The organism is Pseudonocardia sp. Cha107L01, from assembly GCF_052566575.1.
Window position 1 is genome coordinate 5598712 of record NZ_CP199579.1, and the last position, 21977, is coordinate 5620688.

Here is a 21977-nt window from a genome sequence, read left to right on the forward strand (position 1 = left end):
CCGCACTGTCGGCCGCACCGACGCCGAATCGTGTCGTCCGGCTTGGATAAATCGAGAAAACATGTAACGATTTATTCGACGACGAGGGAGCGTGGATGACCACCGCACGAGCAGACCGGGACAGCACTGGCGGCGCGGGCGAGTTCGGCCGGCTGAGCACCGAGGGCATCGAGAAGTTCCGCGAGAAGATCGGCCTCGACTGGCCGTACAGCCGGTGGACCACCTGGAACGAGGAGGCCACCCGGGACGGCGTGCGGCACTACGCCTACGGCTTCGGCGACGACAACCCGCTCTGGGTCGACCCCGACCACGCCGCCACCAGCCGCTGGGGCGGCATCATCGCGCCGCCCGGGTTCCTCGAGGGCGCAGGGCTCACCCCGCGGCTGCCGCGCCGCCCGGAGGACAAGGGCCGGGGCAAGGGCGCGCTGTCCGGCGTGCACATGTTCTGGGCCGGCGACCACATCCGCTACTTCAACCCGGTCCGCGAGGGTGACCGGCTCTGGGTGCGGCGGTTCTACGTGGACGTCAAGGAGAAGGAGCGCTCGCGCTTCGGCGGCCGGTCGGCGGTGACGGTGCGCCGGCGGGTCTACTGGAACGACCGGGGCGAGCTGATCGCGATCTGGGACGCCGACTTCGTGCACACCGAGCGGGACACCGCCGCCAACCGCAACCGGACCCTGCAGGCCGTACCGGACCAGCACATCTACACCGAGGACGAGCTGCTGGAGGTCGACGCGCACTATGCCAGGGAGTCGATCCGGGGCGCCGAGTCGCGCTACACCGAGGACGTCGAGGTGGGCGAGGAGTTCCTACCCCGCTTCCGCGGCCCGCTGATCACCGGCGACGTCATCGCCTGGCTCCAGGGCAACGGGCGCAGCGAGATCTTCCCGTACCGGCTCGGCTACCAGAACCGGCAGCGCATGGGCGGCTTCTACTCGCGCAACGAGGACGGCGCCTGGGACTCCGCGATGCGGGTGCACTGGGACGACGAGTACGCCCGGTCGGTGGGCGCCCGCCGCGCCTACGACTACGGCATGCTGCGCAACGCCTGGATGATGCAGGTGGTCACCGACTGGATGGGCGACGACGCCGTCCTGGTCCGGGTGGACGACCGGATCACCGGGTTCAACGTGCTCGGTGACCTGACCCGGATCACCGGCTCGGTCACCGCGGTCGACACCTCCGGCGAGTGGCCCGAGGTGGTCTGCACCGTCCAGTGCACGAACCAGCTGAACGAGAAGACCGCGCACGGGGACATCCGGGTCCGGCTGCCCTCCCGTGAGCGCGGGCTGCCCGAGTTCCCCGAACCGCCCGCCGACCATGGGCTGCTGCCCGGCATGCCGGAGCCGGAAAACGGCCCGTGGGTGCGGTGAGCCACGCGGCCGGCACCCGCGTCGAGCTGCCCAGGGCCGACCAGTTCATCGACGGCCGGTGGCGGGAGTCCAACGGTGGCGAGCCCGAGACGGTCCTGGACCCGGCCACCGGACAACCGCTGGGCACCGTGCCCGGCGCCGACCCCTCGGCCGTCGACGCGGCGCTCACCGCCGCCCGCCGCGCCGCCGCCACGGGGACCTGGGCGGGTGCGACGCCGAGGGCGCGCAGCGAGGCGCTCTACCGGCTGCACGGGGTGCTCACCGGCATGTCAGAGCGGCTGCTGGACGTCGTCGTCGCCGAAACCGGCTGCCCGCTGCGGCTGAGCAAGGGACAGCAGGTCGGGCTCGCGCTGCGGCACCTGGAGCACTGGGCCGAGGCGGCCCGGCGACCCGAGCTGACCGCACGCCCGCCGGTGGTCACACCCCGGCCGGGTGGCGCCGCGACGCTGGGTGGCTGGGCGGTCCGCCGCGAGCCCTACGGTGTGGTCGCGGCGATCACCCCGTACAACTTCCCGCTGCTCGAGAACGTGATGAAGCTGGGCCCCGCGCTGGCCGCCGGCAACACGGTGGTGCTCAAGCCCTCGCCGCTGACCCCGTACTCGGCGCTGCTGCTCGCCGAGGCCGCCGAGTTCGCCGACCTGCCGGCGGGGGTGCTCAACGTGTTGACCGGTGGTGCCCCGGTCGGCGCGGCGCTGACCACCGACCCGAGGGTCGACCTGGTCAGCTTCACCGGCTCGGACACCGTCGGCGCCCGCATCCTGGCCGCCGCCGCGCCCCGGGTGACGAAGGTGCTGCTGGAGCTGGGCGGCAAGTCGGCGCTGGTGGTGTGCGCGGACGCCGACCTGGCGTTGGCCGCGCGGATCGGCGCGCAGAACGTGACCACGCACGCCGGCCAGGGTTGCGTGCTGGCCACCCGGCACGTGGTGCAGCACAGCGTGCGGGACGAGTACCAGGAGCGGCTGCGCGCCGCGCTCGGCGGCGTCCGGCTCGGCCTGCCCAGGGATCCGGGTACCGGGATGGGGCCGCTGATCAGGGCGGCCGCCGTGGACCGGGTGGACGGGCACGTGCGGACCGCGGTGCGGGCCGGTGCGACCGTGCTCACCGGCGGCGCCCGCCCCGCGCCCGGGACCGCCCCGGCCGGCGGCTTCTACTACCCGCCGACCGTGCTCACCGACCTGGACAACACCTGGGCGGTGGCGCGCGAGGAGATCTTCGGTCCGGTCGCCGTGGTGCTCGGCTTCGACACCGAGGACGAGGCGGTGGCGATCGCCAACGACAGCGCGTACGGGCTGGCCGGGCACGTGGTGTCCGCCGACCCCGGCCGCGCGTTCGAACTGGCCTGCCGGTTGCGCACCGGCACCGTCGACATCAACGGCGGCCCCGGCTACACCAACCCGGACGTACCGTTCGGTGGTTACCGGCGCTCCGGGCTGGGCCGGGAGAACGGCACCGAGGGCCTCGACGAGTACACCCAGCTCAAGACCATCAAGTACCACGCCGGCTAGCCCCGTGAGTGGCGAGTGGTCCTGGGGGACCACTCGCCACTCACGGGGGCGACGAAGGAGGACATCGGTGGGCGAGCGGGAGCCGACGGGGTCACTGGCGCGGCTGCTGGGCTGGCGGCTGGCGGAGCTGCCCCGCCGGGGGTTCCTGTACGTGGAGGACGACGGGCCGTGGAGCTTCGCCCGGCTGGCCGCCGCCTCGGTGACCGTCGGCGAGCAGCTGGCGACGGTCACGGCGGGGGACCGGGTGGTTGTCCGGGTGGGCAACGACGAGCGGTTCCTGCCCGCCGCCTCGGCCGTGTGGTGCCGCCGCGCCGCCGTGGTCGCGGTGCACCCGGCGGCGCCCGCCGAGGAGGTGGCCCGGATCGTGGCGGCGATGGGTGCCACCGCGGTCATCTGCGACCCAGGCGACCCCGCGGTGACGGCGGTGGGCGTGCCGGTGGTGACCTTCGCCCGGTTCGCCCCGGCCGGCGGCCCGGAGATCACCGAGCTGGCCGCGCGCTACCGGCCGCCGAGCGGGGACGTCGGCGCCGAGCCCGCGCTGGTGCTGCTGACCTCGGGTTCGACCGGGGAGCCCAAGGGTGTGGTGCTGACCCACGACAACGCGTGGTCCAACCTGCGGGCCACCGTGTCGGCGTTCCGCCGCGACACCAGCCCGACGCCGCTGGCCGACGAGGGCAAGCCGCCGAACCTGATCGCCAACCCGCTGTCGCACACCGCCGGCGTGGTGCGGCTGCTGTTCGCGCTCTACGTGGGGCGCGGGGTGGCCCTGCTGCGCAAGTTCGACGGCCCCACCGCCAAGCGACTGCTGGACCGGCACCGGATCGACAACCTGACGATCAACCCGGCCATGCTGCGCATCCTGCTGGACACCCTGGACCCCGGCGCGGACCTCGGCGCCGTCCGCTACGTCTCCTCCGGTACCGCGCCGCTCACCCCGGCGCTGCGGGAGGAGTTCGAGGCCAGGTTCGGGGTGCCCGTGCTGCAGGCCTACGGGCAGACCGAGGCGTTCGGCGGCATCTCCGTGGAGAGCGCCCGCGACGTGCTCGCCGGGCGCCGCCGGCCGGGTTCGGTGGGCCGGCCGCTGCCCGGCGTGCAGCTGCGGCTGGTGACCGACGGCGGCACCGAGGCGGCGACCGGGCAGGAGGGCGAGATCCGGGTGCGCACCCGCTCGGCCACCTCCGGCTACCTCGGCGCCACCGGCTCGGACTCGCCGCCCGACCCGCCGCTGGACGAGGACGGCTGGCTGCGCACCGGCGACATCGGCAAGCTGGACGACGACGGTTACCTGTACCTGACCGGCCGGCTGAAGAACATCATCATCTGCGGCGGGTTCAACGTGGTGCCCGAGGAGATCGAGGCGGCGCTGGCGGCCGACCCGACGGTCCGCGAGGCGGTGGTGATCGGGGTCCCGGACGACCGGCTCGGTGAGCTGCCGGTGGCCCTGGTGCTGGGCGAGGCGGCCGCGCCACCCGCACCGCACGAGGTGCTCGAACGGGTCCGGCCTCGGCTGGCGCCGTACAAGCGGCCGCGTCAGGTGTTCGTGGTGGACGAGCTGCCCCGGGTGCCGAACGGCAAGGTGGACCGGCCCCGGGCGCAGGCGCTGGCGGTCGCGCTGGCCGCGCCCGTCGGCACAGCGCAGGTCAGCAAGCCGGTCACTGAGCCGGCCAGCGAGCCGGTGAGCGAGCCGGCGGACGCGAGCCGGTGACCGCGCCGGGCTACCTGGAGCGGGGCCTGTGGTGCTCGGCATCGGTGGGCTGGTCGCTGCCGATGGCGGCGGCGCGCTGGCCGGACCGGACCGCCGTGGCGATCAGCGGCACGACCGGCACCGGGCGCTGGACCTTCGCCGAGCTGCTCGGCCGGGTGGAGGCGGTGGCCGCCGACCTGGCGGGGCGGGGCGTCCGGCCCGGCGACCGGGTGGTCGCGCAGCTGCCGAACCGGGTCGAGCTGCTGGTGCTGATCATGGCGTCCTGGCACCTCGGCGCGGTCGCCGTGCCGGTGGTGCCGATGTACCGCCGCCGCGAGCTGACGCACATCCTGCGGGTCACCGCGCCGGTCGCCGTGGTGGCGGCCGCGGCGCGGGGTGAGCGCCGGCCGGCGGCCGAGTTCGACGCGATCCTGACCGAACTGGGGCACGTCCCGGCGGTCCGCTACGTCGTCGGCGGGGCGGAGCCGGGCTGGGCCGCGCCACCGACCGACGCCGTCGGACCGGCGCCGCACCGGCCGGCACCCCCGGGCGACTGCTGCCTGCTGCTGTTCACCTCCGGCACCACCTCCGACCCGAAGGGGGTGCGGCACTCGTCGCGCTCGCTGCTGTGCGAGGCGCGCAGCTACCGGGACGAGGCGCTGCTCGGCGCGGACAGCCCGGTGCTGGTCCCGGCGCCCGTGGCGCACATCGGCGCGGTCGTGGCCTGCACGCTGCTGCCCTGCCTGACCGCCGCGCGCACGGTGCTGCTGGAGCGCTGGGACCCGGAGGTCGCGGCCCGCGCCTGCGCCGAGGAGCGGGTCGCGCTGGCCATCGGGGCGCCGGTGTTCCTGTCCGAGCTGCTGGACCGCTACGAGCGCGATGACCTCGACCGCGACGACCAGGACACCGGCGGCACCGGCACCGGCGGGCACCGGATCTCGATGTTCCACACCGGGGCCGCGCCGACCGGGGACTCCGTGGTGGTGCGGGCGCAGCGGCTGGGGGTCACCGCCTGGCGGGCCTGGGGGATGACCGAGGCACCGACCATGACATCCGGGCACCCCGGCGACCCGCTGGAGCTTCGCACGCGGACCGACGGCCGGGTGGACGTGGGCTCCGAGGTGGAGGCGGTCGACGAGCACCGGGCGCCGCTGCCGGCCGGGACGCCGGGGGAGCTGCGCATCCGGAGCCCGAAGCTGATGCTCGGGTACCTCGACCCGGCGCAGCAGGCCGAGCAGGTCGACGCCGAGGGGTGGTTCTACACCGGCGACATCGGGGTGGTGGACGCGCGGGGCTGGGTGACGATCCGGGGCCGCGTCAAGGACATCATCAACCGCGGCGGCGAGAAGTTCTCCGCCGCCGAGATCGAGTCCGTGATCAGCAGCCATCCGGCGATCGAGGCGGTCGCCGTGGTGGGGCTGCCGGACCAGCGCCTCGGCGAGCAGGTCGCCGCGTTCGTCACGGTCCGCGCCGGCCGGGACTGGCCCGGTGAGACGGCGTTGCTGGCGCACCTGGAACAGCACCAGCTCGCCCGGCAGAAGCTCCCGGTGATCTGGCGGCTGTGCGCCCGGTTGCCCCGCACCCCGACCGGCAAGATCCAGAAACGCGAGCTGGTCACCGAATGGCTCGCCGGTCGGTAGGGCAGGGACTCAGCGGCCGGGGAACACCGTGCCCGGGTCGCCGCCCTTCTTGGCCTTCTTCTCCGCGCGCTTTGCCTTGAGGGACTGGCCGGACTTCTTACTCAGCGCCTGCCGAGGGGACTTGTCTGCCATGGCTCTCCCGGCGGCAGCCGACACCGCGGCCACCGCGTCTGACGAGAATCGGACCGCCGTTGATCGAACCCGAAGGTGCTGAACCTTCCGTATCACGGGCGCGACATGCGGGGCGAGGTGAATGGCCCCGGACGGTCTGTGCGCCTCACAGTACGCGCATCCGCACGGCCGGAGTGGGTTTTCCGGCCCGATCCGGGGCCCGGCCGCGGACCGCCGCCTGGCTGGGCTCGGCCCGGCTGGGCACGGGCTCGGGCACGGCTCGGCCTCGGGCTCGGCGAGTTCAACCGTGGCGGCCTCGGAACGCGTCGCCGACCCGGCTGTGGTTGAACTCGGCGCACGAACTCGCCGCAAAGAGAGAGTCAGCTCTCGATGTCCAGCACGAGGTCGGTGTTGATCGACTTGCGGAGCTGGCGGTGTACCGCCTCCAGGTGCTCGCGCCAGTGCCGCGCGGCCTCCCGGGACGCACCGGCCTCGATGAGGTCGACGATCCGCGAGTGCTCCTCGATCAGGCCGCTGGCCTGCGACGGGATCCGCTGCTTGCGCCGTTCCGCGTCGTGGCGCTCCATCGCGCCGTCCAGCAGCCCGGAGATCAGCCGGGCGAACAGCACCAGCGAGCGGTTGCCGGTGAGCTCGATGAGCTTGATGTGGAACTCCGAGCCGATCCGGCGGATGTCGGCGGCGTCGGTGGCGGCGAGGCTGTCGGCCACCGCCACCCGCAGCGCGGCGATGTCCTCGGCGGAGACGGTGCCGGCGATCCGCGCGACGGCGGCCGGCTCCAGCAACAGCCGCGCGGTGTGCACGTCGTCGAGTGTCGCGCCCTGGAAGAGCAGCAGGTTGTTCAGGTGCCGCCCCGCCGTGTCGACCGTCGGCCGGCTGACCCGGGCGCCGCCGTTGCGGCCGCGGTGGATGCGGACCAGCCGTTCGTTCTCCAGGATGCGCAGCGCCTGGCGCAGGGTCGGGCGGGACACCCCGAGCTCGGTCATCAGCCGCAGCTCGGGCGGCAGCAGCTCACCCTCGGCGCGCTCGCCCATCACGATCTGGCGGCGGAGCTGAGCGGCCACCAGCTCGGCCGCCTTCGGCACCTGGAGTGCGCCGGCGGGTGCGGGCTCCGACATCTGCGACTGCTCCCCTCCCGAGGCCAAGGCGGTCATTCTATGAGCGAATTGGCCGATCTCGGTGCAACCCCACGAACGCGAGGTCCTGCAGCGTGTTCGGCAGGTTGCGCAGGGCCACGGCGACGCCGAGCCGGCGGGGGATGGTGGTGACCAGCGCGTCCCGCTCGACCGAGTCGGCGAGCTGCCGGGCCACCGCCTCCGGGGTGAGCACCGGGATCGCCAGCGCGAGCCGCTTGGACACCGCGGCGATCAGCGGCGACTGGCGGGCCTGCTCCATCATGCCGGTGCCGGCCACCTCGCCGAGGGTCACCAGGGACATGGTGACCCCGGTGCCGCGCAGCTCGCGCTGGGCGATCGAGGTGTAGTGGTGCAGCGCGGCCTTGCTCGCCCCGTAGAGCGACAGGTCGGGCACCGCGCCGACCGCGGCAAGGGTGGACACGTTGACCAGGTTGCCGGTGCCCCGCGCGAGCATGCCGGGCAGCGCCAGGCGGCACAGCTCCATCGGAGCGACCGCATTGACCATCATCAGCGCCTGCGCCTGGCCGGGCTTGTTCTCGACGGCGGGGGCGACCAACCCGAGGCCGGCGTTGTTCACCAGCACGTCCACCGGGCCGTGGCCGCGCTCGGCCCGGTCGATCACCGACTCGACGGCGCGCTCGTCGGCGAGGTCCGCGACCAGCACCTGGCCCTCGACCTCGGCGGCCACCTCGGTCAGCCGGGCCTCGTCGCGCCCCAGCAGCGTCACCCTGGCACCCCGCGCGTGGAACTCCCTGGCCAGGCGGACCCCGATGCCGTGCGAGGCGCCGGTGATCAGGGCGTGGCGGCCGGACAGCTGCATGCGGCACCTCCGGGGCAAGGTCGGAAAAAATACACCGATTAGTGCCGGGATCGACGGTGTGGAAGGGACGTTGTCTAGTCTGAGTGCGTAAATATCAGTGTATCTTCAATCGATATCGCCGTGTACGTCGACACCGGCGCCCGCGTTCCGGAGGTCGCCCGGGTGGACATCGATGACTTCACCGAGCTCACCGTCGCCGTCGAGGCCGGCGTCGCGCTGGTCACCCTGAACCGCCCGGACCGACGCAACGCCTGGGGCGGCCGGATGGCGGTGGAGTACCGGTGGGCCCTGCACCACGCGCACACCCGCGCGGACGTCCGGGTCGTGGTGGTCACCGGCGCCGGCGGGCACTTCTGCGTCGGCGCCGATACCCGGGCGCTGGACGCGATCAGCTCGGGCGGTGGCGGGTACGCCGCCGAGCCGCTGCCGCTGCCGCCCTACCCGGCGGGCACCCCGGAGCCGATGCGGCACAACCACGTCTTCCCGCTGACCATCAGCACGCCGGTGATCGCCGCGTTGACCGGTGGCTGCGCCGGGGCCGGGTTCGTGGTGGCCAGCTACGCCGACCTGCGGTTCGCCGCGCGGGACTGCCGGATCACCACCTCGTTCGCCAAGCTGGGGCTCCCCGCCGAGTACGGCCTCGGCTGGCTGCTGCCGAGGATGGTCGGGGTACCGAACGCACTGGAGCTGCTCTACACCGCGCGGGTGCTGGACGGTCCGGAGGCCGCCCGGCTCGGCTGGGTACAGCGCTGCCACGAACCCGCCGAGCTGCTCGAGCGGACACTGGAGTTCGCCGGCGAGCTGGCCAGGCACAGCTCGGCGGAGTCGGTGCGGATGATGAAGCGGCAGGTGTTCCTCGACGCGGCCCTCGACCTGGGCACCGCCTACGACCGCTCGGTCCAGGACATGAACGCCGCCCTGCGACACCCGGACCTGAAGGAGGGGTTGGCCGCGTTGCGGGAGCGGCGGCCGACCGACTTCCTGGCGGCGTCGGCGGCGGCGCCGTCGGCGGCTTCGGCGGTGGTGGCGGACGGTCCGGACACGGCCTAGCCCCAGCCGAGCCTGTGCAGGGCGTCCTCCTCGATGCCGAAGTGGTGCGCGATCTCGTGAACGACGGTGACCAGCACCTCGTGCACCAGCTCGGCCTCGTCGGCCGAGATCGACAGCAGCGGGTCGCGGTAGAGGGTGATCCGGTCCGGCAGCGCGCCGGAGTAGTCGTGGGTCCGCTCGGTCAGCGGCACGCCGTCGTAGAGACCGAGCAGGTCCGGGTCGTCGGGGTGTGCGTCCTCGGTGAGCACCACGACGTTGTCCATCGCGGCGGCCAGCGGCGCCGGGATCCGGTCCAGCGCATCGGCCACCAGCTCGTCGAACCGGGCAGCGGAAACCATCACCACCCCAGTCTGCTCCGCTCACACAGCCCGCGTGGTGCCCACACAGCGGCCCGGGCCGCTGTGTCGAGCCGGGGGAGCTGTGTGCGCTAGGTGGACCGCAGGAACTCGGCCACCCCGTCGATCAGCCGGTGCACCTCGGCGGCGTCGTTGTAGGGGGCCAGCCCGACGCGCAGGCCGTTCTCGTCATCCAGCCCGAGCGCCCGGAACGCCTCGATCGCGTAGAACGAGCCGGCTGGCGCCAGCACGTCGGCGGCGGCGAGATGGCGGTAGGCGTCCCAGGTCCGGCGGCCCTCGATGGTCAGGAACAGGGTCGGCGTCCGGTGCGCCGCGCGGGAGTGCAGGGTGATCGCCGGGCCCAGCGAGGTGAGTCCGTCCTGCACCAGGTCGCGCAGGACGTCCTCGTGCGCGGCCATCGCGGCCATCGAGCTGACCAGGCGCTCCCGGCGGGTCCGGCCCTCGCCCGGCGCGACGGCGGCGAGGAAGTCGACGGCGGCGGTCACCCCGGCCAGCTGTTCGTAGGGCAGGGTGCCGAACTCGAACCGCTCCGGCACGTCGTCGGTCGAGGGCAGCAGCTTGTCCGGTACGAGCGAGTCGAGCAACGCCGGGTCGGCGGCCAGTACGCCGCAGTGCGGGCCCATGAACTTGTACGGCGAGCAGACGAAGAAGTCCGCGCCGAGCTCCCGCACGTCGACCGCGTGGTGCGCGGTGTAGTGCACCCCGTCGACGTAGAGCAGCGCGCCGTGCGCATGGGCGAGCTCGGCGACCCGGGCCACCGGGGGCATGGTGCCGAGCAGGTTGGACGCCGCGGTCACCGCGACCAACCGGGTCCTCGGGCCGATGATCCCGGCGAGGGCGGCGATGTCCAGCTCGGCGGTGGCCGGGTCGAACTCCGCCCAGCGCACGGTGGCGCCGGCCCGCTCGGCGGCCAGCACCCACGGCCGGATGTTCGCGTCGTGGTCCAGCCGGGTCACCACGACCTCGTCGCCGGGTGACCAGGTCTTCTCCAGGTGGCGGGCGAAGTCCAGGGTCAGCTGGGTGGCGCTGCGGCCGTGCACGATACCCAGCGGGCTCGACCCCAGCAGGTCGGCGGCGGCCGCCCGGAACGCCTCGACGAACCCGGTGGCGTTGCGCTCCGAGGCCACCCCGTCGCCGCGGTTGGAGAGCGGTCCGCAGAGCGCGGAGGCCACCGCGTCGGCCACCGGGCGGGGGGTCTGGGAGCCGCCGGGGCCGTCGAAGTGGGCGATTCCGGAGTCCAGCGAGGGGAACTGCTTGCGCAGGGCGGACAGGTCAAAGGTCACCGCTCCATCCTGGCCGCCCCGGCTCGCGCCGGCAGCCCGAAACTCCGGCGGGCCGCCACTCGGGCCAACCCGACCTGCGCCGACCGGGTGCGCCACCTACCGGCCGTGCGGCCCAGCGGTGTGGCCCGCGCGGCGCCGACCCTGCGAGCGGAGACTCGGCTGGACACAATGGGGCGATGACCTCGGGTCGGCGAGCGGCCAATCGCGGCTACGGCCGGCTCGACCGCGCGACGATCGTCGCGGTCGGGCTCGGTATCGCCCGCGGCGAGGGGCTGGCCGCCGTCACCATGCGCGCGATCGCCGAGGAGCTGGGTAACGCGCCGATGGCGCTGTACCGCCACGTCGCGGACCGGCAGGCGCTGGTCGCCGGGATGCTGGACGCGGTGATGGCGGAGATCGTGCCCCCCGAGCCCAGCGACGACCCGCGCGAGGAGATCATCGGGCTGTGCTCGGCGGTGTACCGGGCGCTGCGCAGGGACGGCTGGGCGGTGCTCGTGCAGGTGGTGGACGGTGTGGCCAGCCCGGTCACCCTGCCGCTGCTGGAGCGGTTGTACGCGGCCCTGCGCGCGGCCGGGCTCTCCGACGCCGACTGCCATCGCGCGGTGGCGGCGCTGCGGCACTACACCTACGGCGTGCTGCTCGGTACGCACCGGGACCGGGTGGACGGCTTCGCCGGCCGGCTGGTCCGGCACGCCGACCCGGACCGGTACCCGGCCCTCGCCTCGGCCACCCGGGCGGCCGACCCACACCGGGTCGAGGGCACCTTCGAGCTCGGGTTGGAGATCCTGGTGAGCGGCCTGTTGGCCCAGCTGGGCCCGACCCGGAACTGACGCCGGGCACCGCGGTTGAACGTGCGCCGATCGGGTACCTCATGCACTGATTGCGTACCGGTGGAGGTGACCAGAGATGCGCACGCCGACCGAACAGAGCACGCCCGCCGACCCGACCCGTTCCGCCGCCCCGGCCGCGGCGGCCCGTACCCTGACGGCGCCGACGCCGACCGAGGTACTCGGCTTCCGGATGAACCCCGCGCACAGCCTCCTGCTGCTGGCCACCGGGCTGCTGGCGCTGGCCGCGCTGTGGCACCCGGCCTGGCGGCGGCGGTTCGTCGCAGCACAGACGATCGGCTACCTGCTGCTGTTCGGGTTCGGTCTGGCGTACGCCGCGCACACCCCGACGGCGACCATGTGGAACCTGAACACGCCTGACCACGTACTGCACGCGGTGCTGGTCGTCCTCGGGCTTACCCTGGTACTGATGCTGTACTCGACCTGGTTCGAACGGTCCGGCACCGACGGCGCGGAGTCCTCGCTCGGCGCCAGGTCCTCCCACGACACGGCGCCCGAGCGCGGATGACGAGTCGGGTAGCGCGGCACGAGGCCGGGGCGGGGCGGCCGGGGGCGGCCGGGCAGACTGCCCGGATGCGTCGGGCGAGCTGGTTCTGGGTCGCGGCCTCGGTTGTCGGTGTGCTCGGCGGGGTGGCCAACTATCTGCTCGCCACCCGGGAGGCCGCGGCCGGTGAGGCCGTGGAGATCGGCGCCGCCGCGCTGGTCGGTGCGGTGCTCGGCCTCGGCTGCTGGGTGGTGCTCGCCGTGGTGTGGCTGGCGCTGCAGATCCCGCTGCGTGGCGGGCACGGCTGGGCCCGGGTCTCGCTGGGCCTCACCGCCGTGCTCGGCGTCGGGCTGGACGTGATCAGCCTGGTCGGTTCGTGGCCCACGATCGTCGCCGCGGTGGTCCAGCTGGTCCTGCTTGGTGCCGCGCTGGTGCTGACCTTCCGGCCTTCGCCGGGCTGAGCTCCCGGTGCGACCGCCGTCACTTTGATCGCGATCATGTCACTCGATAGCGTGTACCGCGGCGCCCGCGCTGCGCGCCTGCCTGCCTGGGGGGAGACGGACGTGCGTGTGACGCCTTCCCGTCGCCGGGTCCGACTGATCCGCCGCCATCACGTGGACCTGTGCCGAACCAGCACGGCGGTCTGTCCGGGCTGACGATCCGCCCGGTCCCACTCTTTCTCCTGAGGGTCGGCGCGCGCCAGGTCGGAGTACCGCGCCAGCTCCGGAGTCCCCTCGCCGCCCGTCCCAGGAGCTTCCGATGGCGTCCGCCATGCTGTCCCGCCGACTTCTGCTCCGCGCCGGTCTCGGTGCCGGCGCCCTCGCCGGGCTCGCCCCGCTGATCGCCGCCTGCGGCGGGTCCGGCGGGGGTAAGCAGCTGCCCGCCGGGCCGCCGGCCGACCTGCACGGGGCGACCGTCCGCGCCATGGTCAACCAGCCGCACGTGCTGGCGTTCACCGAGCTGCTCGGCCCGGCGTTCGCCCGCGAGTTCGGCGGGACCCTGCAGGTCAGCGCGGTGCCGTACGACCAGCTGACCAGCCAGCAGATCCTCGACGTGCAGGGTGGCGCCGGCCAGTTCGACGTGTTCGACTACTTCTGGAGCTGATCCCGGACGGCACGGAAAACGGCACGGAAAACGGCACCGCGTACCTGCTGCGCGGCCGGAAGAACTTCGCCACCGGAGTGTCCACCGGGGATGCCTCGGTCGTGTCCGGCACGGTGCGCCGGCCGGACGGGACGCTCGGCGAGCACCTGCTGGTGGTGGTGCGCGGCGACGACCCCGGGCTGCATCGGGGCGGTGACTGGGACAACCTCGGGCAGCGGCTGTCCGCCCGTGGCAGCGTCACCCTCCACGACGTCCGGATCGCCCCGGAACAGGTCGTCGGCGCGCTCGGCACTGACCACGCCACAGCGCGTGCCTCGCTGGTCACCCCGGCGATCCAGTCGGTGTTCGGCAACCTCTACCTCGGCATCGCGCAGGGCGCCCTGGCCACCGCACGGGAGTACACGCTGGGCACGTCCCGGCCGTGGCTGCTCTCCGACTCCCGAGCGGGCCGCCGCCGACCCGTACGTGCTGGCCAACTACGGGCGGCTGGTCTCCTCGGTGCGCGCGGTCCAGGCGTTGGCGGACGGGTCGGCGCGGAGCTGGCTCGCGCCGACGCGGCGGGCGTTTCGCTCACCTGGGAAGCACGCGGGGAGCTGGCCGAGCTCATCGCCGCCCTGAAGATCGCCTCCACCGACGTGGCACTGCACGTCACCTCGACGGTCTTCGAGGTGACCGGGGCGCGGGCCACCAGCAACGCCGTCGGCCTCGACCGGTTCTGGCGCAACGTGCGCACCCACACCCTGCACGACCCGGTCGCCTACAAGCAGCGCGAAGTGGGCGACCACTTCCTGAACGGCACCCACCCCCCGTTCACCCTCTACACCTGACCCAGCCCGCGTCGCGGGGGAACGCCGTAGGCCAACCGGCGCAACTTGGTTCGAGCCTTGTGTCGCGGGGATTGATGGCGCGCCGCAAGTGGGTAAGCGTGCGGATATGGAGGTGGACCGTGACAACCCCGACCGAACCCCGCGCGAACGGCACCGACTCTGCCGCTGACCGCGCAGCCGCACCCGCAACCCGACGCCGATCGCATGGCACCCGCTTCAGCGATGTCGCCCAGGGAGCTACCTCCCGGGTCAAAGGCACCGCGAAGAAGGTGAGCGGGGCGACGGCAGCCCGAGGCAAAGCCGCCGCCCCGGAAACCGCGGCACGGGTGCGCCCGAAGGGCACGGCGCCGACCGATGTCGCCGCCAACGCCGCGGAGACCGTCGGCTCCACCGCGACCAAGACCGTCGGCTCCACCGCGCGGACCGCGACCAAGACCGTCGGCTCGACCGCGCGGACCGGGACGAAGACCGTCGGCTCAACCGTGCGAGGCGCGGCCCGGACCGTGGGTCCGGTGCTGGCCGGTGGAGTCGGGGTGGGGTTCGGCCTTCTGGTCGCGAGGGCGATGCTGCTGCTGGAACTGATCAAGCGGATTGCGTTGCAGGTGATCGAGGCCCTCCACGACCTGGCTCGGCGCCTGCGGGAGCGCTCAGGAACCGATCGGTCGACCAATCCCTCGACCGAGGCCGACGGACACAGCACCGAGCCAGTGCCGATGTGAGCGCCGGCCCGAGCGAACCCACCGTCCAGCTGCGGGAGAGCCTGCGCGAACTCCTGGTCGCGCTGCTCGATCGCGGCTTCGGCATCGCGCTGGACACGGTCGAGAAGCTCTCCCGAACCTTCGACGAGATGGCTGCCCGAGGCGGGTACACGGTCGGCGCCCTGGTCGGCGGGACGCACGCAGCCGTGTCGGGACGCAACCCGGTACTGGGGGCGATCACGGGCGCGGTATCGGCATTGAGCCCGGGCGCCAAGGCCGCGGTGATCGCTCTGCTGATCCTGGCGTTGCTCCTGCTGCCGGTCACGGTCGTTCTGGTCTTGCTCTTCTTGATCGTCGTCGCGGTCGTTGCGGTGGCCCGGAGCCGCTCCGCCAACTAGCTCGGAGTGCCGGTTATCCCACACCCGCTGGTGTCGGCGGGACGATCTGGCTGTCGGTCAGTAGCGCACCGCCGTCGTCGAAGAGCACGACCCCGTTGCACAGCAGGTACCAGCCCTGCTCGGGGTGGCCGGCAACGATCTGGGCACGCAGACCGCTTGGGTCGGTCCCCGACGGGTCTCCCGCTAGCGACGAGCGGAGATGATCCCGGTGCCGTGCGGTCCAGTGCTACTGCTAACCGGCGGTAGTCGATCTGGCACTATTCGTTGGCCGATCTTGTGCGGCAGCGCCCCGTACTCCCACTAAAGCGAGGTTCGTTTGTGACGACACGTCGTCCCATCCTGGCGGCGCTCGGGCTGGTCGTCCTGGCCGGCGCCTTCCTGTCCGGCGGCATCCTCATCGGCGAGCGCACCGCCAGTGCGGACGATCGGGCGGCCGGGCGGGGTCAACCGAGTCGGGACTTCATGTTCCAGGTGATCGGTGTGAAAACGGCGAACCAGGGCGGACACACACTCAACCTGTTCTTCCACTACCGCTACGCAAGCGGAATCGCGGACAAGGACATCCCCGACTACACGCGGCTACGCACAACGGCGCTCGACAGCCTGGCCGCGGTCGATGCGGCCAAGGGCCCGTACTGGGAAGTGGTGAACAACCAGCTGTGCGCGCAGCTCAAGAACGGGTTCCCGATCCAGGCGATCAGCTGCGAGCTGCAGGTCGTCGGCTCGGAAGACCCGGGACCGCACGACGAGCCCGGCTACCGCGCCAGCATCGAGACGATCGGCGACATCGACCCACTGGACGTCCCGGGTCCGCTGGCCAGGTGACCTCAGCTGGCCACTTCCTGAATGGCACCCACTGGCGGTTCACACCGCACCCGTGACCCGTGATGGCACCCCGGCGGACGCCTTCGCGAGGACGGTGGTGCGCCGGGGGCGTAGTGTCGCCGTCGTCTGGGGCATGTCGCGCGTAGGTCGAGCCTGCGTCGTCCCCGATGAACAAGCTCGGGCAGCGTGCCCAGGCAGGCATGGTACGCATGACAGCTGAGGCCCACGAGACCACCAGACCCACGGCGGACGGGCCTGCTGCCAAGGAACTGACGGCCGAGGACGCCGATCCGGCGGTCGCCGAGTCCGACGGGCAGAGCGGCCCCGGCCTCACCGCGGCCACCAGCTTCGAATGGGACGAGGAGGAGTCGGCGGCACTGCGCCAGGCGCGCAAGGACGCCGAGCTGACCACCTCCGCCGACTCGGTCCGGGCCTACCTCAAGCAGATCGGCAAGGTCGCGCTGCTCAACGCGGTGCAGGAGGTGGAGCTCGCCAAGCGGATCGAGGCCGGTCTCTACGCCGCCGAACGCCTCACCTCGACCGTCGACCCGATCGACCCGAAGGACCCCGGCACCACCCAGCTGCGCGTTGACCTGCGCTGGATCGTCCGGGACGGCGAACGCGCCAAGAACCACCTCCTCGAGGCGAACCTGCGGCTGGTCGTCTCGCAGGCCAGGCGCTACACCGGTCGCGGCATGGCGTTCCTGGACCTGATCCAGGAGGGCAACCTCGGCCTGATCCGCGCGGTCGACAAGTTCGACTACACCAAGGGCTACAAGTTCTCCACCTACGCGACGTGGTGGATCCGCCAGGCGATCACCCGGGCGATGGCCGACCAGGCCCGCACCATCCGCATCCCGGTGCATGTCGTCGAGATCATGAACCGGCTCAGCCGGATGCAGCGGGACATGATGCGCGACCTGGGCCGCGAGCCCACGCCGGAAGAGCTCGCCAAGGAAATGGACATCACCCCGGAGAAGGTGCTCGAGGTCCAGCAGTACGCCCGGGAGCCCATCTCCCTGGACCAGACCATCGGCGAGGACGGCAGCAGCCAGCTCGGCGACTTCATCGAGGACTCCGAAGCCGTGGTGGCGGTGGATGCGGTGGCCTTCGCGCTGCTGCGCGACCAGCTCCAGTCCGTGCTGGCCACCCTGTCCGACCGGGAGGCCGGCGTGGTCCGGCTGCGCTTCGGCCTCACCGACGGCCAGCCGCGCACCCTGGACGAGATCGGCCAGGTCTACGGCGTCACCCGCGAGCGGATCCGCCAGATCGAGTCCAAGACCATGCACAAGCTCCGGCACCCGTCCCGCTCTCAAGTATTGCGTGACTACCTGGAGTGAGGCGCGGCGCGCTTCGTCGCCACCGAGGTAGCGTTTGATCATCGGCGACGACAGCGTGGAAGGAGATGTGCCATGACCGTCCTGGACAGCATCCTCGACGGGGTCCGCGAGGATCTTGCGGTGAGACAGCGCGAGGTGCCGTTCGCCGAGCTCAAGGCCCGGGTGCCGGACGTGGCCCCGGCGCTCGACCCGTTGCCCGCGTTCCGCGCCCCGGGCGTCTCGATCATCGCCGAGGTCAAGCGGAAGAGCCCGAGCAAGGGTGAGCTCGCGGACATCCCCGATCCGGCGTGGCTGGCCGCGCGTTATGCCGACGGTGGCGCCGCCGCGATCAGTGTTCTCACCGAGCAGCGCAGGTTCAGCGGTTCGCTCGCCGACCTGACAGCGGTGCGAAACTCGGTGTCGATCCCGATCCTGCGCAAGGACTTCGTGGTGACCGAGTACCAGGTGTGGGAGACGCGCGCGTTCGGCGCCGACCTGATCCTGCTGATGGTGGCCTCGCTGGACGACTCACTGCTGACCGAGCTGCTCGGGCTGTCCGGCGAGCTCGGGCTGACCGCGCTGGTCGAGGTGCACACCGCGGCGGAGCTGGCGCGGGCGGAGAAGGCGGGCGCCCAGCTGATCGGCGTCAACGCCCGGAACCTCAAGACCCTCGAGGTGGACCGTTCGATCTACGCGGAGCTGGCCCCGCGCATCCCGGTCGGCGCGGTGAAGGTGGCCGAGTCCGGGGTCGCCGGCCCGGAGGACGTCGCCGAGTACCACTCGTGGGGCGCCGACGTGGTGCTGGTCGGCGAGGCGCTGGTGCGGGCCGGTGACCCGAGGGACGCGGTTGCCAAGTTCATCGCAGCCGCCGGCAACGGGGTCTGAGCGGGCCTGAGCGGGGCCGCGCATCGTGCTCCGAGGTCGCGCACCAGGCGTGGACGCCGCACCTGTTTCGACGTGGTGTTGCAAGGTGCGCGGCAAGTACGGATGCCGCGCGGGAACCACGGATGGCGCGCGGGAACCACCGGGGCGTGCACGGGTGTGGGCGGCGACCAGCCGCCGCCGCTCCGACTCCCGCGGCGGCGACGGTTCCGCCGGCGTGCGGTGGGCGACCGCTGCTCTCCGATGTTCACCTGGTGGGCCGGTCGTTGTGGCCGTGGCGCGGTTGTCCGGACAACCGGGGACGGAATCGTCGGGTGGGTGACGACCTCGACGAGATACCTGGAGATCGCCGATCGGCTGGCCGCGGAGATCGTCGGCTGGCCACCCGGGGCCCGGGTGGCCAGCGAACCCGAGCTGGCCGACCGGTTCGGAGTGGGCCGGGCGGCGGCCCGCTCGGCGCTGCAGGAGTTGGAGCGGCGGCTGCTGGTCCGCCGGGTGCAGGGTGCCGGCACGTTCGTCAACCGGCGCATCGAGTACGTGATCTCGCACAGCAGGCCGCCGTCCTGGCACGCCGCGGTCGCCGCCGCCGGTGCCACCGCCCGCTCCCAGCTCACCTCCGCCGGCCGCACCCGACTGCCGGCCACGCTCGCCGAGCGGCTGGGCCGCCCGGCCGGCACCGCGGTGCACCGCATCGTGCGCATCTTCTTCGTCGACGACCTGCTGGCGTCCTGGACCGAGGACTGGATCCCGGTCGACGTGGCGCCGGACCTCGACCTGGCGCCGAGGGCCGTGGAGTCGATCGACCTGGTGCCCCGGCGGCCGGGCAGGGTCCGGGACTGGTGCCGGGTGAGCTTCGACATCCCGCCGGTGGAGGCGCTGCGCGGGCTGCGGCTCGACGCCGGGGTGGCGGCCTGGCGGGTGGAGCGCATCAGCCGGGACGCCGACACCGGCCGGGTGCTGCTGGCCAGCATCACGTGGACCAGGGCCGACGCGGTTCGGATGGTGGTGGAGCTGCGGGACGCCCCCGCGGCGCCGGACACGGCCGGGTAGGTTCGAGGCGGTCGAGCAGAGTCGCGGTCAGCCGGGGGAGCCATGTCAGGTGGGAGATCGGCCGACGGCCGCTCCGGCGCGGGTCGGCTCTTCGCGGTGCTGGAGGCCTTCGAGGTCGATGCGGGACCGCTGAGCCTCAGTGAGCTGGGCCGGCGTGCCGACCTACCGGTGTCCACCACCCACCGGCTGGTCCGGGAGCTGCTCGACTGGGGCGCCCTGGAGCGCATGCCGGACAACCGGTACCGGCTCGGTCAACGGGTCTGGCGGCTCGGCGCGGCGACCAGCTGGGAACGCCGGCTGCGCCGGACCTGCGCGGGGTTCACCCACCGGCTGGCCGCCGAGGTCGGGCACGCGGTCGCGGTCAGCATGCTGGACGGCGATCGGCTGATCTGCCTGGACACGGTCGCCGGGCGACATCCGTCGGTCGAGCTGGCCAGCGCCGGCGAGGAGATCCCGCTGTTCGCCACCAGCGCGGGCAAGCTGCTGCTGGCCTCGGCGCCCCGGCAGCGCGTCGCCGGGTTGGTGGCCGGCGGCATTCCCCGGCTGACCCGGCGTTCGCTGACCGCGCCCGGGGTGTTCGCCGGCCAGCTCGAGGCGGCCCGGCGCAACGGGTACGCGGTGGCCTTCGGGGAGTCCGCCGCTGGCCAGTCCTCCGTGTCGGTGTCGATCAGCCAGAGTTCCGGAGCGGGCAGCGGACCATTGGCGCTGACCATCCTGACCCCGATCAGCCACCCGGACCTGACCTCGCTGGTACAGCCGCTGCGCCGGGCCGCGATGACCATCCGCGGCGCCCTGGCCGGACCGGCTTTCCACTAGTTGGAAAGAGAGGTTTCCGCCGGGGGCGCCCGCTCGCGCATGCTCGGGGGCAGGCGCGGTGCGGTGCCCGCCGCCCGGAGGAGGCAGTGGTGTCGGTGCGGTTCAGCATCTTCGACTCGTTCGACCTCGGCGACCGGCCCGACGCCGGGGTGGTACTCGCCGAGCGGTTGGAGTTCGCGGTCGCGGCCGAGGCGCTGGGCATCGACCACTACCACGTCACCGAGCACCACGGCACCCCGCTGTCGGTCTGCCCGTCGCCCAACATCTGGCTCGCCGCGCTCAGCCAGCGGACCACCCGGATGCGGCTCGGCGCGCTGGTCAACGTGCTGCCCGCGCACGACCCGCTGCGTCTCGCCGAGGAGATTGCCGCCCTCGACCACCTCACCGGCGGCCGGCTCGACGTCGGCGTCGGCTCCGGGGTCAGTCCGTACGAGCTCGCGCATTTCGGGGTCGCCGCCGAGCAGGCCAAGGCGATCTACGCCGAGGCGCTCGAGGCGATCACCGGCGCCTGGCGCACCGGCCGGCTGAGCCACCGGGGCATCCTGCTGCGCAGCTACGACGCGCAGCTCTCGGTACTGCCGAAACAGCGGCCGTACCCGCCGCTGTGGTACGCCTCGAGCAACACGAAGACCGCGCGCTGGGCCGGCGAGCACGGGGTGAACTTCGTCGGCCGGTGGAACGGCGGCGGGCTGGGCGCGGCCGTCGAGGAGTACTGGAGCGCGTGGGAGTCCCACCGCGACGCGCCCGGTCGGCTGAACGGCCATGTGGAGCACCCGCTGGTCGGTCTGGCGGCCAGTGTGGTGATCGCCGGCTCGGACGCCGAGGCCGAGGAGACCTACCTCAGGGCGCACGCGGTGTTCGGCCGGCAGCTGACCCAGCTGTGGCACGAGCACGGCAACCACCAGGTCGACCGGATGGCCGACGGCGCGGGTGCGCTGCGGGCCGGCGCCGCCTGTGTCGGGTCCGTGGCCACCGTGCGCGAGCAGGTGCTGCACCAGCTGCGGAGCACCGGCGCCAACTTCTTCCAGATGCAGGTCTTCTTCGGTGACCTCACCGTGCCCGAGGCGCACCGAACGCTGCGCACCTTCATGACCGAGGTGGCGCCGGTCCTGCGTAGCGAGCTCAGCCCGGCCGGGCCGCGCGTGCGTACCGACGGCCGGGAGTCGGCCTGACGGTCAGGTTCCGCTGGCCGCTGGTGCGACCGGTGCCCGGGTGGAACCGGGGGGAGTGGGGCCGGTCGCGGCCAGGTCGGCGAGCCGGGCGAGCGCCGGTGCCGCCGCGAGCAGCAGTTCGGCGTCCCGCTCGCTGATTCCGGGCAGCAGTCCGGCCAGCACGGACGCCCAGGTGGCCTTCAGCATCTCGCCGTGCCGGTCCGCGATCGCGGTCAGCCGGAGCAGCACCCGCCGCTGGTCACGTGGGTCCGCGGTGCGCTCGACCAGGCCGCGGCGCACCAGTTGGCGCACGGTGTTGCTGACGTTGCTGGTCTGCAGCCGCAGCCCGCGCGCGACGTCGGACACCGAGGCACCCGGATGCGAACCGACGAACTCCAGGACGTCGTACTCGCTCTGCGGCAGCGGTTCCAGTCCGACCTGGATCTCCCCGGTGCGGCGCAGCGTCCGGGACAACACGTGCGAGGCCGTCGCGAGCTGGCGGAGCCGGGCGTCGGTGTTCGTCACATTCGCTATGTTAGCGCAAGCGTTATGTATATTCTCATAACTAATTACCGGATGCCCAACAGGAACCGAGGAGT

Annotated in this window: 24 protein-coding genes and 1 pseudogene; 18 read left to right on the top strand and 7 right to left on the bottom strand. The window is 72.8% G+C overall.

The window, feature by feature from the left end:
• Positions 1-95: 95 nt before the first annotated feature.
• The 4 genes from ACTXG6_RS26130 (at position 96) to ACTXG6_RS26145 (ending at position 6202) form a co-directional block, all read left to right on the top strand.
• Positions 96-1373: an FAS1-like dehydratase domain-containing protein gene (locus tag ACTXG6_RS26130; RefSeq protein ID WP_445182023.1), complete on the top strand. Its 1278-nt coding sequence runs from the start codon at positions 96-98 to the stop codon at positions 1371-1373.
• Positions 1370-2878, top strand: a complete 1509-nt coding sequence (locus tag ACTXG6_RS26135) for an aldehyde dehydrogenase family protein (protein ID WP_445182024.1) — start codon at positions 1370-1372, stop codon at positions 2876-2878. Before ACTXG6_RS26130 ends, ACTXG6_RS26135 begins: the two co-directional genes overlap by 4 nt.
• Positions 2879-2945: 67 nt before the next feature.
• Positions 2946-4583, top strand: coding sequence for a class I adenylate-forming enzyme family protein (locus ACTXG6_RS26140; protein WP_445182025.1), 1638 nt, complete (start codon positions 2946-2948; stop codon positions 4581-4583).
• The gene (locus ACTXG6_RS26145; RefSeq protein ID WP_445182026.1) at positions 4580-6202 is read left to right on the top strand and encodes a class I adenylate-forming enzyme family protein; all 1623 of its coding nucleotides are present in this window, start codon (positions 4580-4582) and stop codon (positions 6200-6202) included. Before ACTXG6_RS26140 ends, ACTXG6_RS26145 begins: the two co-directional genes overlap by 4 nt.
• Before the next feature lie 9 nt (positions 6203-6211).
• Here ACTXG6_RS26145 and ACTXG6_RS26150 read toward each other — a convergent pair whose 3' ends face one another.
• The 3 genes from ACTXG6_RS26150 to ACTXG6_RS26160 form a co-directional block, all read right to left on the bottom strand.
• Positions 6212-6334 (bottom strand): hypothetical protein, encoded by a 123-nt coding sequence (locus tag ACTXG6_RS26150; RefSeq protein ID WP_445182027.1) that lies wholly within the window; start codon positions 6332-6334, stop codon positions 6212-6214.
• Positions 6335-6693: 359 nt separating this feature from the next.
• Positions 6694-7449: a FadR/GntR family transcriptional regulator gene (locus ACTXG6_RS26155; protein ID WP_445182028.1), complete on the bottom strand. Its 756-nt coding sequence runs from the start codon at positions 7447-7449 to the stop codon at positions 6694-6696.
• A gap of 37 nt (positions 7450-7486) precedes the next feature.
• Positions 7487-8287 carry an SDR family NAD(P)-dependent oxidoreductase gene (locus tag ACTXG6_RS26160; RefSeq protein WP_445182029.1) on the bottom strand — a complete coding sequence of 267 codons (801 nt, stop codon included), beginning with the start codon at positions 8285-8287 and terminating at the stop codon, positions 7487-7489.
• A gap of 120 nt (positions 8288-8407) precedes the next feature.
• Here ACTXG6_RS26160 and ACTXG6_RS26165 point away from each other — a divergent pair, with 120 nt between their 5' ends.
• Positions 8408-9337 (top strand): enoyl-CoA hydratase-related protein, encoded by a 930-nt coding sequence (locus ACTXG6_RS26165; RefSeq protein ID WP_445182030.1) that lies wholly within the window; start codon positions 8408-8410, stop codon positions 9335-9337.
• Here the strand turns inward: ACTXG6_RS26165 and ACTXG6_RS26170 are convergent.
• Positions 9334-9675 (bottom strand): metallopeptidase family protein, encoded by a 342-nt coding sequence (locus ACTXG6_RS26170; protein WP_445190110.1) that lies wholly within the window; start codon positions 9673-9675, stop codon positions 9334-9336. The genes ACTXG6_RS26165 and ACTXG6_RS26170 overlap by 4 nt on opposite strands.
• A gap of 89 nt (positions 9676-9764) precedes the next feature.
• Positions 9765-10976, bottom strand: coding sequence for a cysteine desulfurase-like protein (locus tag ACTXG6_RS26175; RefSeq protein WP_445182031.1), 1212 nt, complete (start codon positions 10974-10976; stop codon positions 9765-9767).
• A gap of 176 nt (positions 10977-11152) precedes the next feature.
• On the opposite strand from ACTXG6_RS26175, the gene ACTXG6_RS26180 reads away from it, so the two are divergent.
• From ACTXG6_RS26180 to ACTXG6_RS26210, 7 genes are all read left to right on the top strand, one after another.
• Positions 11153-11806: a TetR/AcrR family transcriptional regulator gene (locus ACTXG6_RS26180; protein WP_445182032.1), complete on the top strand. Its 654-nt coding sequence runs from the start codon at positions 11153-11155 to the stop codon at positions 11804-11806.
• Positions 11807-11882: 76 nt separating this feature from the next.
• Positions 11883-12332, top strand: coding sequence for a DUF4383 domain-containing protein (locus ACTXG6_RS26185; RefSeq protein WP_445182033.1), 450 nt, complete (start codon positions 11883-11885; stop codon positions 12330-12332).
• On the top strand, positions 12329-12769 hold the full coding sequence (locus tag ACTXG6_RS26190; protein ID WP_445182034.1) for a hypothetical protein: 441 nt from the start codon (positions 12329-12331) through the stop codon (positions 12767-12769). Before ACTXG6_RS26185 ends, ACTXG6_RS26190 begins: the two co-directional genes overlap by 4 nt.
• A gap of 298 nt (positions 12770-13067) precedes the next feature.
• Positions 13068-13412, top strand: coding sequence for a hypothetical protein (locus tag ACTXG6_RS26195; RefSeq protein WP_445182035.1), 345 nt, complete (start codon positions 13068-13070; stop codon positions 13410-13412).
• A gap of 77 nt (positions 13413-13489) precedes the next feature.
• Complete coding sequence (locus ACTXG6_RS26200; protein ID WP_445182036.1) at positions 13490-14239, top strand: hypothetical protein; 750 nt, start codon at positions 13490-13492, stop codon at positions 14237-14239.
• Between the two features lie 269 nt (positions 14240-14508).
• Positions 14509-14958 (top strand): hypothetical protein, encoded by a 450-nt coding sequence (locus tag ACTXG6_RS26205; RefSeq protein WP_445182037.1) that lies wholly within the window; start codon positions 14509-14511, stop codon positions 14956-14958.
• Entirely contained in the window at positions 14955-15335 is a 381-nt protein-coding gene (locus tag ACTXG6_RS26210) for a hypothetical protein (protein ID WP_445182038.1), read from the top strand. The genes ACTXG6_RS26205 and ACTXG6_RS26210 overlap by 4 nt, the downstream gene beginning before the upstream one ends.
• Positions 15336-15348: 13 nt before the next feature.
• Here ACTXG6_RS26210 and ACTXG6_RS26215 read toward each other — a convergent pair.
• A pseudogene (locus tag ACTXG6_RS26215) lies at positions 15349-15498 on the bottom strand (DUF5999 family protein); the annotation flags it as partial.
• 155 nt (positions 15499-15653) lie between these two features.
• Here ACTXG6_RS26215 and ACTXG6_RS26220 point away from each other — a divergent pair.
• The 6 genes from ACTXG6_RS26220 to ACTXG6_RS26245 all read left to right on the top strand — a co-directional run bounded on the left by ACTXG6_RS26220 (position 15654) and on the right by ACTXG6_RS26245 (position 21399).
• Positions 15654-16160 carry a hypothetical protein gene (locus ACTXG6_RS26220; protein ID WP_445182039.1) on the top strand — a complete coding sequence of 169 codons (507 nt, stop codon included), beginning with the start codon at positions 15654-15656 and terminating at the stop codon, positions 16158-16160.
• A 209-nt stretch (positions 16161-16369) separates the two neighbouring features.
• A complete protein-coding gene (locus tag ACTXG6_RS26225; protein ID WP_445182040.1) occupies positions 16370-17500 on the top strand; it encodes an RNA polymerase sigma factor in 1131 nt (376 codons plus the stop codon).
• A 72-nt stretch (positions 17501-17572) separates the two neighbouring features.
• The gene (gene trpC, locus ACTXG6_RS26230; RefSeq protein ID WP_445182041.1) at positions 17573-18364 is read left to right on the top strand and encodes an indole-3-glycerol phosphate synthase TrpC; all 792 of its coding nucleotides are present in this window, start codon (positions 17573-17575) and stop codon (positions 18362-18364) included.
• A 315-nt stretch (positions 18365-18679) separates the two neighbouring features.
• Entirely contained in the window at positions 18680-19411 is a 732-nt protein-coding gene (locus ACTXG6_RS26235) for a GntR family transcriptional regulator (protein ID WP_445182042.1), read from the top strand.
• A gap of 42 nt (positions 19412-19453) precedes the next feature.
• Positions 19454-20227 (top strand): IclR family transcriptional regulator, encoded by a 774-nt coding sequence (locus ACTXG6_RS26240; protein WP_445182043.1) that lies wholly within the window; start codon positions 19454-19456, stop codon positions 20225-20227.
• A gap of 89 nt (positions 20228-20316) precedes the next feature.
• The gene (locus tag ACTXG6_RS26245; RefSeq protein ID WP_445182044.1) at positions 20317-21399 is read left to right on the top strand and encodes an LLM class flavin-dependent oxidoreductase; all 1083 of its coding nucleotides are present in this window, start codon (positions 20317-20319) and stop codon (positions 21397-21399) included.
• A gap of 3 nt (positions 21400-21402) precedes the next feature.
• Here ACTXG6_RS26245 and ACTXG6_RS26250 read toward each other — a convergent pair whose 3' ends face one another.
• A complete protein-coding gene (locus tag ACTXG6_RS26250) occupies positions 21403-21903 on the bottom strand; it encodes a MarR family winged helix-turn-helix transcriptional regulator (protein WP_445182045.1) in 501 nt (166 codons plus the stop codon).
• Positions 21904-21977: the final 74 nt, after the last annotated feature.